The organism is Bradyrhizobium sp. 157 (assembly GCF_023073815.1).
Classification (GTDB): Bacteria; Pseudomonadota; Alphaproteobacteria; order Rhizobiales; family Xanthobacteraceae; genus Bradyrhizobium.
Genome location: NZ_JADPKF010000091.1, coordinates 67,329 through 82,178, shown reverse-complemented (window position 1 = coordinate 82,178; position 14,850 = coordinate 67,329). Strand labels below are relative to the sequence as shown.

General features: G+C 62.4%; 10 protein-coding genes. 3 read left to right on the top strand and 7 right to left on the bottom strand.

The window, feature by feature from the left end; translation table 11 throughout:
• Nucleotides 1–137: 137 nt before the first annotated feature.
• A complete protein-coding gene (malQ, locus tag IVA95_RS27325) occupies nucleotides 138–2,084 on the top strand; it encodes a 4-alpha-glucanotransferase (protein WP_247513323.1) in 1,947 nt (648 codons plus the stop codon).
• Nucleotides 2,085–2,156: 72 nt separating this feature from the next.
• Nucleotides 2,157–3,956 carry a glycoside hydrolase family 15 protein gene (locus IVA95_RS27320; RefSeq protein WP_247513322.1) on the top strand — a complete coding sequence of 600 codons (1,800 nt, stop codon included), beginning with the start codon at nucleotides 2,157–2,159 and terminating at the stop codon, nucleotides 3,954–3,956.
• Between the two features lie 120 nt (nucleotides 3,957–4,076).
• On the opposite strand, the gene IVA95_RS27315 is transcribed toward IVA95_RS27320, so the two are convergent.
• The 7 genes from IVA95_RS27315 to IVA95_RS27285 form a co-directional block, all read right to left on the bottom strand.
• Nucleotides 4,077–4,880 carry an HAD family hydrolase gene (locus tag IVA95_RS27315; RefSeq protein ID WP_247513321.1) on the bottom strand — a complete coding sequence of 268 codons (804 nt, stop codon included), beginning with the start codon at nucleotides 4,878–4,880 and terminating at the stop codon, nucleotides 4,077–4,079.
• Nucleotides 4,877–5,365 carry a gluconokinase gene (locus tag IVA95_RS27310; protein ID WP_247513660.1) on the bottom strand — a complete coding sequence of 163 codons (489 nt, stop codon included), beginning with the start codon at nucleotides 5,363–5,365 and terminating at the stop codon, nucleotides 4,877–4,879. Before IVA95_RS27310 ends, IVA95_RS27315 begins: the two co-directional genes overlap by 4 nt.
• 22 nt (nucleotides 5,366–5,387) lie before the next feature.
• On the bottom strand, nucleotides 5,388–6,143 hold the full coding sequence (gene pgl, locus IVA95_RS27305) for a 6-phosphogluconolactonase (protein ID WP_247513320.1): 756 nt from the start codon (nucleotides 6,141–6,143) through the stop codon (nucleotides 5,388–5,390).
• A 3-nt stretch (nucleotides 6,144–6,146) separates the two neighbouring features.
• The gene (zwf, locus tag IVA95_RS27300; protein WP_247513319.1) at nucleotides 6,147–7,658 is read right to left on the bottom strand and encodes a glucose-6-phosphate dehydrogenase; all 1,512 of its coding nucleotides are present in this window, start codon (nucleotides 7,656–7,658) and stop codon (nucleotides 6,147–6,149) included.
• Nucleotides 7,659–7,664: 6 nt separating this feature from the next.
• Entirely contained in the window at nucleotides 7,665–8,660 is a 996-nt protein-coding gene (gnd, locus tag IVA95_RS27295; protein ID WP_247513318.1) for a phosphogluconate dehydrogenase (NAD(+)-dependent, decarboxylating), read from the bottom strand.
• Nucleotides 8,661–8,672: 12 nt separating this feature from the next.
• Nucleotides 8,673–11,519 (bottom strand): bifunctional transaldolase/phosoglucose isomerase, encoded by a 2,847-nt coding sequence (locus tag IVA95_RS27290; protein WP_247513317.1) that lies wholly within the window; start codon nucleotides 11,517–11,519, stop codon nucleotides 8,673–8,675.
• Between the two features lie 405 nt (nucleotides 11,520–11,924).
• Entirely contained in the window at nucleotides 11,925–12,380 is a 456-nt protein-coding gene (locus IVA95_RS27285; protein WP_247513316.1) for a hypothetical protein, read from the bottom strand.
• Nucleotides 12,381–12,900: 520 nt separating this feature from the next.
• Between IVA95_RS27285 and IVA95_RS27280 the strand changes: the two genes are divergently transcribed.
• Entirely contained in the window at nucleotides 12,901–14,844 is a 1,944-nt protein-coding gene (locus tag IVA95_RS27280) for a PrkA family serine protein kinase (protein WP_247513315.1), read from the top strand.
• Nucleotides 14,845–14,850: the final 6 nt, after the last annotated feature.

Here is a 14,850-nt window from a genome sequence, read left to right as displayed (position 1 = left end):
AGATAGAAGCCGCTCGGCTCGCTTTGGTTCCAACGGAACCGTTGGCGGGCCTGAGCGTTACACACCGTCTATCTCCTTCCCCTAATTAGACAATTTCGCGACATCGGTTTGATGTTTGCGTGCAAAGTACGTGCCGAATGGATCTTTTCGCTCAAGCTAAAGCCCAGGGAATTCAGACCGAATTCCTGGATGGACAGGGTAATCGCCGTGTGACAGACGCGGCGGCGCTCAAAATTATCCTGGATGCCCTGCCGCCGCAGGCGGCGGGGCCGCTGGTCGGCCATCCGCTCGTGGTCCGGTCCGGACGGCCGTCGCGAACCGAACTCCCTACAGCCAGGCTCCCCGTGGAGTGGAAAATCGTTGCGGATTCAGGAGTTATCGCCAACGGCGAAAGCTCCGATCACGCCATCGATTGGCCAAGGGACCTGCCGCTCGGCATCTACCGGCTGCAGGTGAGCGATGCCGCGACTACCGAGGACGTGCCGCTGGTTTCGGCGCCGGAGCGGGCATTTGGCGGCGAGTTCGACCGCTGCTGGCTGCTCGCGGCCCAGCTTTACGGCATCCGCTCCGCGCGCAACTGGGGCATGGGCGACTTCACCGACCTCGCAAGCCTGATCGAACTCGCCGATCATCTCGGCGCCGACGGCGTCGGCCTCAATCCGCTGCACGCCCTGTTCGACGATCGCCCGGGCGATTGCAGCCCGTATTCGCCGAACAGCCGGTTGTTTCTCAACGCGCTTTACATCGACGTCGAAAAGCTTCCCGAATATCAGCTCGATTCCGAAACCCGCGAGGCGCTGGCGCCATTGCGGGCGGGCGACGTTGTCGATTATGTCGGTGTCGCCGGTTTGAAATGGCGCGCGCTTCGCTCCGCCTTTGCTGCCTTCAAGGCCAATGCCAACCCGGTCCGCCAACAGGACTTCGACAAATTCCGGACCGAGCGCGGCACGTTGCTGTCGCATTTTGCCTGCTTCGAGGTGCTCCGGCACAAATTCGGCAAGCCGTGGTGGGAATGGCCGGAGGAGTGGCGGCAGCCGGACGACGCCAGATGCGCCGCTCTCCGCCAGGGCGCGGACGCCGGTGAAATCGAATTCGTCGAATTTGTGCAATGGACCGCAGACCGGCAGCTCGGTGCGGCCAGCGATCTGGCGAAGAAGCTTGGCATGAAGGTCGGGCTCTATCTCGACGTCGCGGTCGGCGTGCAGGCAGACGGGTTCGACGCCTGGAATGAACAGGTCGCGATCTCCCGCCATCTCGGCGTGGGCGCGCCACCCGATCCGCTCAACACCGCCGGCCAGACCTGGGGTCTTGCCGGCTTCAATGCGGCAGGGCTCGAGCGGCAGTCCTTTGCGCCGTATCGCGACATGCTGCGCGCCTCGATGCGGCACGCCGGCGCGATCCGGCTCGATCATGTCCTGGGCCTGAAGCGGCTCTATCTGGTGCCGCAAGGCTTCACCGCACGCGACGGCGTCTATGTGCAGATGCCATTCGAGGCGCTGCTCGCGGTGACCGCGCTGGAAAGCCTCGCGCATCGCTGCGTCGTGATCGGCGAAGATCTCGGCACCGTGCCGGAAGGATTTCGCGACCAGATGGCCGATTGGGGCATCTGGTCGTATCTCGTGATGATGTTCGAGCGCGATGACCACGGATCATTCCGCAACATCGATCATTATCTGACCAACGCGCTCGTGACCTTCAACACCCATGATCTCTCGACCTATGCCGGCTGGCGCTCGTTCGGAGATCTCAAGCTGAAGCGCTCGCTCGGGATCGATCCGGGCGAGAGCGACGATGCGCGGTGGCACGCACTTGCCATGCTGGATGAAGTGTTGCGTCATTCCGCCATCGACCGCAATGATCTCTATTCGGTCGCGAATTTCCTGGCACGGACCAAATCGCGGCTGCTCGCGGTCTCGCTGGAGGATCTGCTCGGGATGGTCGATCAGCCCAATATCCCCGGCACTGTCAACGAGCATCCGAACTGGCGGCGGCGGCTTCCGGTGCCGATCGAGGAGATGACGTCCACGGTCGACGTCGCTGCACTCAAGGCGGCAACCCATGAGCGGTCGCGCGCCGCGATCTGACGAACTCGAGGAGGAAGGCAGAGCGGGATGACAGCTGCAAGAAACGCCATTCGGCCCTGCTGGTGAATCACCTTGTCGTGCCGGATCGAAGACTACGGGTTGATCGGCGATTGCGAGACCGCGGCACTGGTCGGCCGTGACGGATCGATCGATTGGCTGTGCTGGCCGGCCTTCGATTCCGACGCCTGCTTTGCAGCCCTTCTCGGCACCCACAAGCACGGCCGCTGGCTGATCGCACCGGTGGAGGAGGTCACCGGCACTTCGCGCCGCTATTGGGACAATACCCTGATCCTGGAGACGCGGTTCGAGACGGCTGACGGCGCGGTCGATCTGATCGATTTCATGCCGCCGCGCGGCAATGCCTCAGATGTGGTGCGGCTGGTGCGCGGCGTGCGCGGGCGGGTCAGGATGCACATGCAATTGGTGATCCGCTTCGGCTTCGGCGTCGACATTCCCTGGGTCAAGAAGACCGAGGACGGCTCGGCGCTGCTCGCGATCTGCGGGCAGGACATGACGGTCTTGCGTACCCCGGTGGAAACCCGTGGCGAGGACTTGACGACGGTGGCCGATTTTGAGGTCGGCGAGGGCGATACCATTCCCTTCGTGCTCACCTACGGTCCGTCGCATCTGCCAGTACCGAAGCCTATCGATCCCTCGTATGCGTTGAAGGATACCGAGGCGTTCTGGAGCGAATGGTGCAGCCGCTGCACCTATCAAAGCGAGTATCGCGATCTCGTGATGCGCTCGCTGATCACGCTGAAGGCGCAGACCTATGCCCCGACTGGCGGCATCGTTGCTGCGCCGACCACCTCGCTGCCTGAAAAGCTCGGCGGCGCCAGGAATTGGGATTATCGCTTCTGTTGGCTGCGCGATGCGACCTTTACGCTGCTGGCGCTGATGAACTCGGGCTATACCGAGGAAGCTTCCGCCTGGCACCATTGGCTGTTGCGGGCAGCGGCGGGTTCTCCCGCCAACATGCAGATCATGTACGGCATCATGGGCCAGCGGCGTCTCCTGGAATGGGAGGCCACGTGGCTGCCCGGCTATGAAGGCGCACGTCCTGTGCGGATCGGCAACGCCGCGCATGCGCAACTGCAGCTCGACGTCTACGGCGAACTGATCGACGCCTTTCACCAGTGGCGCGTGGCCAAGCTCGAAATGGATGAAACGAGTTGGGCGCTGGAATGCGCCGTGCTGCAGCACCTTGCCGGACGCTGGGACCAGCCGGATCACGGCATCTGGGAGCGCCGCGGCGCGGGCAGGCATTATGTCTCGTCGAAGGTGATGACCTGGGTCGCATTCGATCGCGGCATCAAGAGCGCGGAGATGTTCGGTTTCAAGGCGCCGCTTGTGAAGTGGCGGGTGCTGCGCGACGCTATTCACCGCGACGTCTGCGCCAGGGGATTCGATCCCGAACTAAACGCCTTCGTCGAGTCCTACGGCTCAAAGATGCTCGATGCATCTATCCTGTTGCTGCCGTCGGTTGGGTTCCTGCCGCCTGAAGATCCCCGTGTGCGCGGCACGCTGGAGGCGACCGAACGGTATCTGATGCGCGACGGCTTCGTGTTGCGGCACGATCCCCGTGAAGTGGAGAAGCAGCCGGCCGAAGGCGCGTTCCTCGCCTGCACGCTGTGGCTGGCGGATGCCTATGTTCTGGCGGGTGAGTTCGCCAAGGCGCAAGAACTTTTTGACCGTGTGGTCGCGATCGCCAACGACCTCGGCCTCCTGGCCGAGGAGTACGATACGGCGGCCCGTCGCCAGACCGGCAATTTCCCGCAGGCGCTGACGCATATCGCGTTGATCAACACCGCGCAGAACCTCAGCGTGGCGAAGAAGTCGACCGAGAAGCCCGCGATGCAGCGCTCGAAATAGCGGACGAGGTCGGTAGGGTGGGCAAACGCGCGCAGCGCCGTGCCCGCCATCTCACGTCTTGCCTCGAAAATGGCGGGCACGCGTCGCTTTGCCCACCTGCGATTCTGCGCTCGCCATGCCCTATCCGAGCCGTAGCACCGTCTCGATCGCCGCTGCAAAGCCGTCGCGCTCGTTGCTGTCGGTGACATGCGTCGCGTGCTTCTTGATGCCTTCGGCCGCATTGCCCATCGCAAACGAAACGCCGCTTCGGGCAAACATCGGAAGATCATTCTCCATGTCGCCGATGGTAGCGACCGCTGCCGCCGGAATGCCGAGCCGCCTGATCATGGCGTCCACGAAGGTGCCCTTGTCATGACCGGGCGGCGTGACGTCGAGATAATAGGTCTGCGAACGGACCGCGGTCGCCTCGCGGCCGACGGCCTCCCGCATCGCTGCCTCGCAGCGCTGCAACAGCTCGGCATCCGAACTGGCGCCGACGATCTTGCAGGCGTCCGCGAGATGCGGCGTGAAATCGGCGACGATGGTCGGGTCCGCCTTGATGGCCCGCTTCTCGTGCGGGACGTACTCGCCGTCGGGATTGCGCGCATACCAGCGCTGATTGGTGAACAGCCAGATATCGACGCCGAAGGCATTGAGCACGTCCAGGCTGCGCTGCGCCACGGCCGAGCCGATCAGATGCTGCTCAATCGGCTTGAGCCCGGCATCTACGATCGAGCTGCCGTTGAAGGCGCCGACGGGAAGCACGATCGAAAGCTGTTCGATCAGAAAACCCATGCCGATGGTCGGCCGGCTGGAGACGATGGTGAAGCCGATGCCGGCCGCATGCAGCTTGCGCACGGCCGCCTTGGCGCCATCAGTCAGGACCTTGTTGTGCGTCAACAGGGTGCCGTCGACGTCGGAAACAACGAGCGCGATACGTGTCATTGGGGGACCAGGTTCAATTGACCGACGATGTCATCCACGATGTTCTCGACCGGGGCATCGATCGATACAATGATCGGCCGCTCGCCCGCGCCCGGCGGCTCCAGCGTCCTGAACTGGCTGGCGAGCAGGCCCGGCGGCATGAAATGGCCCTTGCGGGCGGCAAGTCGCTCGGCGATCAGATCCAGCGTTCCGTCGAGAAAGACGATACGAACATCGTCGCGGCCGTGCACGAGAATCTCACGATAGGCGCGCTTGAGCGCCGAGCAGGCGATCACGGCGTGCTCGCCGGATGCCGCGCGGCGGTCGATCTCGTCGGCGATCGCCCGCAGCCACGGCCAGCGGTCCTCGTCGGTCAGAGGATGGCCGGCGCTCATCTTCGCTACATTGTCTGGCGGGTGAAACCGGTCGCCGTCCTCGTAGCGCCAGCCGAGGCGTTTGGCGAGATGATCGGCGATGGTGCTCTTGCCCGAACCGGAAACGCCCATCACCACCAGCGCGCTAGGAGTCCTATCGCCCACCAAAATCCTCCGGAAGCGCATCCCGGTCCACCAGCCAGACCGTCTCCCCGGTGGATCGCGCGCGGTTGGCAGGCCAGTTCTCGCGTGCAAAGAGGCGCGTCAAGGTCGCACGTTTCTCGGCGCCCGCAATCTCGAACAGCATTTCGCGGCAGGAGGCAAGGGTGGGCAGCGTAAGGGTGACCCGCGGGACGAATGGCTCGACATTCGCGCGTGGCACGCCGACCACCCAGCGCGCGGTCTCATCGAGCGCGGGATCGCCGGGAAACAGCGATGCGGTGTGGCCATCGGGACCTACACCCATCAACACGAGATCGAACAAGGGGCGGGCTTGATCGAGCGTGTCTGCCCCATAGAACGATTGCAGTTCCCGTTCGTAAAGCGCGGCGCAGCGGTCCGGATCGGTCGGGTCGGCCGTCGCGGTCGGAATCGGATGGATGTTTGCCGCCGGCGCGCATCGGTCCAGGAAAGCCGCCCGCGCCATGCCCATATTGTTGAGCGGGTCGTCCGCCGGCACGAAGCGCTCGTCACCAATGAACCAGTGCACGCGCTGCCACGGAATCTGGCTGCGATAGGCATCCGTTGCGAGCAGTTGATAAAGCTGTCTGGGGCTCGATCCGCCGGTCAGGCAAATCGCCACGCGGCCGCCATTGGCCTCGATCCTGGCCAGCACGCGTTCAGCCGCGGCCTCGGCCAGTGCGGCCGGATCGGCGACCGCGATCACGCGGCGATTGTCGTTCGCTGTCATCGCTCACCCGAGCTTTCGCCAAGTTCGGCCGTCGCGGGTCAACAGTTCGTTCGCTTCCTGCGGGCCTTCGCTGCCAGCCTTGTAGGTCATCAACCCCTTGGCCCCTGCCTTCTTCCAGACATCGAGGAACGGCTGCACCGCCTTCCAGCCGGCCTCAACGCTGTCGGCGCGCTGGAACAGGATGTTGTCGCCGATCATGCAGTCATGGATTAGCGTCTCGTAGCCGGTCGAAGGCTCCGCCTTGAAATAGTCCTTGTAGCGAAACTTCATCTCGACGCCGTCGATCAGGATCGAGGGGCCGGGCACCTTGGTGTTGAACTGCAGCGCGATGCCTTCGTTCGGCGCGACGCCGATCACGAGGTAGTTTTGCGCCAGCCGTTCCACCGGCGTGCAGTTGAACATCGCGAACGGCGCCTGCTTGAACTTGATCGCAACTTCAGTGCGCTTGATGCCGAGCGCCTTCCCGGTGCGCAGGTAGAAGGGAACGCCGGCCCAGCGCCAGTTGTCAATGATCAGCTTCAGCGCGACATAGGTCTCGGTCGTGCTGCCGGGCCCGACGTCCTCGATTTTGCGGTAGTCGACAATCTCGTTGTCGCCGATCCGGCCGGCCAGATATTGCCCGCGCACCGAATTCCGCAACGCCTCGGCCTCGCTCTGGACCTGGATCGCGGCCAGCACGTCCGCCTTTTCAGTGCGCACCGAATGCGCGTCGAACCGGATCGGCGGCTCCATTGCCACCAGTGACAGCAGTTGAAACAGATGGTTCGGCACCATGTCGCGCAGCGCGCCGGTCTGGTCGTAAAAACTGCCGCGGTGGCCGACGCCGAGCTGTTCATTGACCGTGATCTGGACATGGTCGATATGGTTGCGATTCCAGATCGGCTCGAACATGCCGTTGGCGAAGCGCAGCACCAAAATGTTCTGCACCGTTTCCTTGCCGAGATAGTGATCGATCCGGTAGATCTCGTGCTCATCAAGGAGCTTGAGCAATTCACTGTTCAGTGCCTTCGCGGAAGCGAGGTCGGTGCCGAACGGTTTTTCCACCACCAGCCGCCGCCACGCGCCGTTCTCGGCCAGCATGCCGGTGCGGCCTAGCTCGCGGCTGATCGGCAGGAATGCGTTCGGCGGTGTTGCCAGGTAGAACAGGCGGTTGCCGCCAGTGTTTCGCGCGGCCTCCAGCTCGCCGAGCTGCTTGCTCATCGCGTCGAATGAAGCCGGATCCTTGGGATCGGCTTCGATGCAGGTCAGGCAGTCCAAAAGACGACGCGAAATCGCTTCGTCCACCGGCCGGGTCGCGAACTGGCGCAGGCCCTTCATCAGGCTCTCGCGCAGCTTGTCGCTCGTCATGCCTTTGCGCGCGACTCCGACCAGACAGAACCGGTCCGGCAGGAGATCGCTGGCGGCGAGATTATAGAGGGCAGGGACGACCAGCCGGTGCGTGAGGTCGCCGGTGACGCCGAAAATGACGAAGGAGCAGGGATCGGGCTTCTTCTGTGTTGTTTGACCGACCGCCATGACCGCTCACGTCTTTGAAGTGAGGTTCTTCGGCGGCTCCTTGTGGCCGCCGAAACCGGCCCGCATCGCGGAAAGAATCTTTTCCGCAAAGGTGTGGTCCTTGCGCGAACGGAACCGAGCAAAGAGCGCCGCCGTCAGCACTTCCGCCGGTACGGCTTCGTCGATCGCGGCGTTGACGGTCCAGCGGCCTTCGCCGGAATCTTCGACAAATCCGGAGTAGGTGTCGAGCGTCTGGTTTTCCGCAAGCGCCGAAGCGGTGAGATCGAGCAGCCAGGAGGGGATCACGCTGCCGCGCCGCCACACTTCAGCGATGTCGGCAATGTTGAACTCGAAACGATACTCCGGCGGCAGCGCGTCGATGTTGGCGTTCTTCAGGATATCAAATCCTTCGGCATAGGCCTGCATCAGGCCGTATTCGATGCCGTTATGGATCATCTTGACGAAATGTCCGGCGCCGGACGGCCCGGCATGGATATAGCCCTGCTCGACACGCGGGTCGCGGCCCTCGCGTCCCGGTGTGCGCGGAATGTCGCCCACGCCCGGCGCCAGCGTCTTGAAGATCGGATCGAGCCGGTCGACCACCGCCTTGTCACCGCCGATCATCATGCAATAGCCGCGCTCGATGCCCCAGACGCCGCCGCTGGTGCCGACGTCGAGGTAGTGCAGGCCTTTTGCCTTCAGCGCCGCGCCGCGGCGGACGTCGTCCTGCCAGAACGTGTTGCCGCCGTCGATGATGGCGTCGCCGGGCTGCATCAGCTTTGCCAATGCCTCGATGGTCGTCTCGGTGATCTTGCCTGCCGGGAGCATTACCCAGGCGGTGCGCGGCTTCTCCAGTTTCGCGACGAAATCTTCCAGCGTGTCAGCGCCGGTTGCGCCTTCCGCCGCGAGTGCAGCGACCGCCTTGGTGTCCTTGTCGTAGACGACGGCGGTGTGGCCGTTCTTCATCAGCCGGCGGACAATGTTGCCGCCCATCCGGCCGAGGCCGATCATGCCGAGTTGCATGTTCTGACTTCCCTAGCTAAGCGCTTCTGCGATCGCGGCATCGAGCGCAGACAGGCCCGATCCGAGATCGCCCTTGAGATGGACGCGCAGCGCACGCCTGCCGCGTTCGGTGAGCACGTCGAAATCGCCGCGCGCCTGCGCTGCCTTGATGATGCCGAAACTTGCCTTCTGTCCGGGCACTGGCAAATCCTCGGCATCGTCGGCCGTGATCTGCAGGAACACGCCGCTGTCGGGACCGCCCTTGTAGGCCTGGCCGGTCGAGTGCAGGAAGCGCGGGCCGAATTCGGCGCAGGTCGCCAGATGATGCTTGTCGCGCACCGCAAGCCGCATCTTTTGCAGCGAGCCGATCGTGCCGGGATTGCGCGCGATATAGGCGAGCAGGGCTACATAGTCGCCGCTGTCGGAGCGCGAAAGATGCGCTTTGACCCAGGAGCCAAGCGTGCCGTTGGCGCCGGCCTTGCGCAGCTCGGCCGCATTGTGCTCGTCGGTGTAAAGATCAGCCTCGTCGGTCGAAATCACCGGCTCCTCCGCCGGCAGCGATCCGGTCTTCTCGAACGCACGCGTCAACTCGCGCGTCTTGATCTTGGCCGCTTCTACGTCGGGCTGGTTGAATGGATTGATGCCGAGGATCGCACCCGCGACAGCGGTCGCCATCTCAAATCGGAAAAACTCCTGCCCGATATGGTCGATCGACTTCATGATGATGCGAACGACGGGATGTCCGGCCGCCTCGAGCGCCTTGAGCCGATCATCATGGGAGGCGTCATCCTCGCCCTCGGTCCGGATATCGATGAAGAAGCGGTCGTCGCCGTATAGCGCGGGGTCGCCGAGCGGCTCGCCGTCGATCGGGATCAGGCCCTTGCCGTCCTTGCCGGTAGACTCGGCGATCAGTTGCTCGGCCCAGGCGCCGAAATCCGCGACCTTCTCCGACGAGGTAATCGTCACCTTGTCGCGGCCTTCGAGGCCGGCAAGGCCTATCGCCAGTCCCAGCTGCACGCCCGGATTTTCGTGCGGCGGCACGTCGGCGCCGCAGGAGCGCACCATCGCGAGCGCGTGCGTGATCAGGTTGCGAACGTCGATGCCGGCGGCAGCCGCCGGCACCAGTCCGAACGGCGACAGCACCGAATAGCGCCCGCCGATCGTGGGATCGCCATGGAAGATGCGGGCAAAGCCTTGGCTGATCGCGACTTTCTCCAGGGACGAGCCGGGATCGGTGACCGCAATGAAGCGATGGCCGGCCTTGTCCTTGCCGATGGTCTTGGCGACGCGATCGAAGAAGTAATCCTTCATCACGTTCGGCTCGGTAGTGCCGCCGGACTTGCTGGAGACGATGAACAGCGTGTGGGCGAGATCGACGGTCTCCTCCATCGCCTGCACCTGCGCGGGATCGGTGGAATCGAGCACATGCAGCTTCGGGAAACCGGATTTCTTGGCAAACGTCTCAGCCAGCACCTCCGGTCCGAGGCTCGATCCGCCCATGCCGAGCACGACCGCGTCGCTGAAATTTTGCCCCTTCACGCGGCGGGCAAAATCCTCGTAGTCGGCGACATTGGCGGCAGCCGCGCTGTTCAGCCAGCCCAGCCATTTGTTCTCGTCGTCACCGGTCCAGACCGACTTGTCCTTTTGCCAAAGCCTTCGTATCTTGGCTGATGCGCGCCACTCCTCGGTGCTCATCACGACGGCCTTGCCGATGCCATCGCCCAACGCGAATTGCTGCCGGTCGATGCCGCCGCTGAGCGAGGTCGCACGCTTGTATGCGACCGCGCCATAGAGCTTGTCAGCAGAATCCGCGAACAGCTTGACGCCGTCCTTGACCAGCTCGGCCGTGATGGCGTCGAGCGAGATGCCGGATTTCTCGAGCTCTTCCAGCACGCGGCGCGCGTCGTCGATATTCTCCTCGAGGCTGTCTCTCAGCTTGCCATGATCGCGGAATGCATCGAGCGTTGCTGGCGGCACGGTGTTGACGGTATTGGGACCGATCAGCTCCTCGACATACAGCACGTCGCTATAGTCCTTGTTCTTGGTGCCGGTGGAGGCCCACAACAGCCGCTGCGGCTTGGCGCCCTCGGCGGCAAGCTTCTCCCAGCGGGGCCCCGCGAACAGCCGCTTGTAGTCCTGATAGGCGAGCTTGGCGTTGGCGATGGCGACCTTACCCTTCAATGCGCTCAGCCGCTCCTTCTCGCCGGGGTCATTGGCCCTCGCGATCTTCTCGTCGAGCTGCTTGTCGACCGCGGTATCGATGCGGCTGACGAAGAAAGACGCGACGCTGGCGACGTGAGAGGGATCGCCGCCCTTGGCGACGTATTTTTCCAGGCCCGCGATGTACGCCTCCGCCACCTCGCGATAGACGTCTTGCGAGAACAATAGCGTGATGTTGATGCTGATGCCTTCGCCGATCAGATGTTCGATCGCGGGCAGGCCTTCCGGCGTGGCCGGCACCTTCACCATCAAGTTCTGACGCTTGACGTCCTTCCAGAGCCGCTGGGCTTCCGCAATGGTCCCCTTGGTATCCGTTGCCAGATAGGGCGAGACCTCAAGGCTGACGAAGCCGTCGTTTCCGTTCAAATGGTCGTACACCGGGCGCAGCACGTCGGCGGCGTTCTGGATATCCTCGATGGCGAGCGCCTCGAACAGGTCGGCGACGGGGCGGTCGCCCGCCCTCAGGGCGTGGCTGATGGCACCGTCATATTCGTCCGAACTGCCGATCGCCTTTTCGAAGATCGAGGGATTCGACGTCACACCTTTGACACCGTCGCTGTCGATCAGCGCCTTGAGGTCGCCGTTGGCGACGAAGCCGCGGGCGAGGAAGTCGAGCCAGATTGCCTGGCCATGATTTTCGAGTGCTTTGACGGGATTCATGGTGCCTGTTCTGTTCGATCAGTCGATTTTTGGGCTTCCGGCAGCTTTCGGGGACAGGGCCAGAAAGTCAACATTTGGTTGGGCATGCAGCCGGATGGAATGGAGCGGTCCGGGACGATAACGCCAGTGGCTTCGGTTCGATCCCGGAAAAGTCCGTTCTTGCCCGCTGCGATCCTGGCGGATCGGTCAAACCAGCGTTCGGAATGGCGACACCAACGGGCGCATGCACGAAGTCGTGAAGAAGCCCGTCATGAGCCTTCGTTTCTCGCCTCCGGTCTGTCTTGCGATTTTGTGCGGCCTGGATCAGAAGACAAGACGTATTCAGCGCGATGGAGCGGCGAAAGTGCGGCGACCAAATTGTCAAATGAGGGAATTGTTCACGTCAATCAGCAACGCCTCACGGCCTCAGGTAAAGATAACCCTGCGATTGCAGTTCGGCGATCCGCACCACGCCGCCGCGGTCATCGCCACTTCAATACCGCCGCCTTCGCAATCGACGCCGCAGCCGAGACGAATTTCACCGCCGGTGTTTTCGGCGACAATGTGATTGCAATAGCCGCTGGACTCGAAATTGCCGGCTCGGTGGCGATATTTGAAACCGAGATGGAAGGAATAATTCACGGTCTTATCTTCCGGCGCGTCTTCGACCGTCACCAACAGCTCCATCGCGCTGACTTTCTGCTTCGGATGCTGCGCCAGATGGTTGGCGTCATAACGACGCACGAAGCAGGCATAAGCCCTTTTTGGCTGAGCTGGCCGCCGAACATTCGGGCATCGAATGCGCTGGCTTTGGCCTTGTCGGACACCATCCTGGGCGTGGCAGGCCTCGGCTCCGACGAGGGAGGCAACGGCGGCGGCCATCCAGAGATGTTTCATGGCAGACTCGGATTTAACGCACGGCGTATTACTTTAGTTGCAGGTGTCGCCGGGTGCATTCAAACGCGGAGCTTCGCGACTGGCCTGACGGATATTTGGCCATTTTGCGTCAGCGCGGCCCGCCCAGAGGCCTGAATGTGCGATAAATTCGGCGTTTATCCCCCGTTCAGAGCCCGGGATTGCGACGTTTGCCGCCTTCGCCTTGCCAGACCGGACGCAGATTCGAGCCCCGCACCTGCTCACAATCCCCAAAAAACCCCTTACATACTGCTCAGTACTTCCCGGGTGAAAAATGTTGCTGCACGGTTACAACGCGAGTGAAATGGCACCGTATCAATACGAGGTGGATGCCCTTAGCACGACTATTGCATTGCATTGTCAAGTCGCTCGCGTGTCCAATCAGTGCAGGTGCTGATGGTGATTCGCGAACGGAAGCTGTGACGCTCCGATACTGGAACCCTAGTGGTGCGTCCGGCATTTACAGGTGACCATGGAGAGACGGATCATGTACAACGATTCTCTGTTCAATGCTTTCGCCCGGTCCTTCGAAGCTAGAAGCCAGACCGACATATCGATGGCGGAATATCTCGAGTCGTGTCGAAACGATCCGATGCTATATGCCAACGCGACCGAACGACTACTAGCTGCGATCGGCGAGCCTCAGATGATCGACACGGCCAAGGACTCTCGCCTTGGCCGTATCTTTTTGAACCGCACGATGCGGGTCTATCCGGCCTTCGCCGGCTTCTACGGCATGGAAGACACGATCGAGCGCATCGTCGGGTTCTTCCGCCACGCAGCTCAAGGCCTCGAAGAGCGCAAGCAGATACTCTATCTGCTGGGTCCAGTCGGTGGCGGAAAGTCGTCGCTCGCCGAGCGCCTCAAGTCGTTGATGGAAGTCCATCCGATCTACGTGTTGAAGGCCGGCGACGAACTGAGCCCCGTGTTCGAAAGCCCGCTCAGCCTGTTCGATCCGGATTCGCTGGGGCCGATGCTCGAGGAGAAGTACGGCATTCCGCGCCGTCGCCTCACCGGATTGATGAGTCCGTGGTGCTATAAGCGCCTCGAAGCGTTCGGTGGCGACATCTCGCAATTCCGCGTCGCCAGGATCCAGCCGTCGCGGCTGCGGCAGATCGCGATCGCAAAGACCGAGCCTGGAGATGAAAACAACCAGGACATCTCGTCTTTGGTCGGCAAGGTCGACATCCGCAAGCTGGAGACCTTTGCCCAGAACGATCCCGACGCCTACAGCTATTCGGGCGGCCTCAACCGCGCCAATCAGGGTATTCTCGAATTCGTCGAGATGTTCAAGGCGCCGATCAAGATGCTGCATCCGCTGCTGACGGCGACGCAGGAGGGCAACTATATCGGGACCGAGAATATCGGTGCGATCCCCTTCACCGGCGTCATTCTCGCCCACTCCAACGAGGCCGAATGGCAAAGCTTCAAAGCCAACAAGAACAATGAGGCCTTCATCGACCGCATCTGCGTCATCAAGGTGCCGTACGTCCTGCGGGTTACCGAAGAACAGAAGATCTACGAGAAGCTGATCCAGAGCTCCGAACTAGCTACCGCACCGTGCGCTCCGGCCACATTGGAAACGATGGCGCGCTTCTCGGTGATGTCGCGGTTGCGCAAGCACGAGAATTCGACTGTGTTCGCCAAGATGCGGATCTACGATGGTGAAAGCCTGAAGGAGTCGGATCCGAAGGCGCGCAGCGTTCAGGAGTACAGGGACGCTGCCGGCGTCGATGAAGGCATGGACGGCGTTTCGACCCGCTTCGCCTTCAAGGTTCTCGCCGCGACCTTCAACCATGACACCAATGAGGTCGGTGCCGACGCGGTCCACCTGATGTACACGCTGGAGCAGGCGATCCGGCGCGAGCAGCTTCCCGATGAAGTCGAGAAGCGTTACCTCGAATTCATCAAGGCGGAGCTGGCGCCGCGCTACGCCGAATTCATCGGGCATGAAATCCAGAAGGCCTATCTGGAATCCTATGCGGATTACGGTCAGAATCTGTTCGACCGCTATGTCGACTATGCCGATGCCTGGATCGAGGATCAGGACTTCAAGGACCCGGACACCGGACAACTGCTCGATCGCGACCTGCTCAATCAGGAGCTGACCAAGATCGAAAAGCCGGCCGGCATTGCCAATCCCAAGGACTTCCGCAACGAGGTCGTCAAGTTCTCGCTGCGGTCGCGCGCCCAGAACGGCGGCAAGAACCCGGCGTGGACCAGCTACGAGAAGATCCGGGAAGTGATAGAGAAGCGGATATTCTCCCAGGTTGAGGACCTGCTTCCCGTCATTTCGTTCGGCTCGAAGAAGGACGGTGACACCGAGAAGAAACATACCGAGTTTGTCGCGCGCATGGTCGAGCGCGGCTATACCGAGCGGCAGGTCCGCAGGCTGGTCGAGTGGTACATGCGCGTAAAACAGGCTGGCTGAGGCGGA

Bases quoted from the DNA above. Each gene is read 5' to 3' on its own strand.
- malQ (WP_247513323.1), top strand. From the start codon at position 138: ATGGATCTTTTCGCTCAAGCTAAAGCCCAGGGAATTCAGACCGAATTC.
- IVA95_RS27315 (WP_247513321.1), bottom strand. From the start codon at position 4,880: ATGACACGTATCGCGCTCGTTGTTTCCGACGTCGACGGCACCCTGTTG.
- IVA95_RS27310 (WP_247513660.1), bottom strand. From the start codon at position 5,365: ATGGGCGTTTCCGGTTCGGGCAAGAGCACCATCGCCGATCATCTCGCC.
- pgl (WP_247513320.1), bottom strand. From the start codon at position 6,143: ATGACAGCGAACGACAATCGCCGCGTGATCGCGGTCGCCGATCCGGCC.
- zwf (WP_247513319.1), bottom strand. From the start codon at position 7,658: ATGGCGGTCGGTCAAACAACACAGAAGAAGCCCGATCCCTGCTCCTTC.
- gnd (WP_247513318.1), bottom strand. From the start codon at position 8,660: ATGCAACTCGGCATGATCGGCCTCGGCCGGATGGGCGGCAACATTGTC.
- IVA95_RS27290 (WP_247513317.1), bottom strand. From the start codon at position 11,519: ATGAATCCCGTCAAAGCACTCGAAAATCATGGCCAGGCAATCTGGCTC.
- IVA95_RS27285 (WP_247513316.1), bottom strand. From the start codon at position 12,380: ATGGCCGCCGCCGTTGCCTCCCTCGTCGGAGCCGAGGCCTGCCACGCC.
- IVA95_RS27280 (WP_247513315.1), top strand. From the start codon at position 12,901: ATGTACAACGATTCTCTGTTCAATGCTTTCGCCCGGTCCTTCGAAGCT.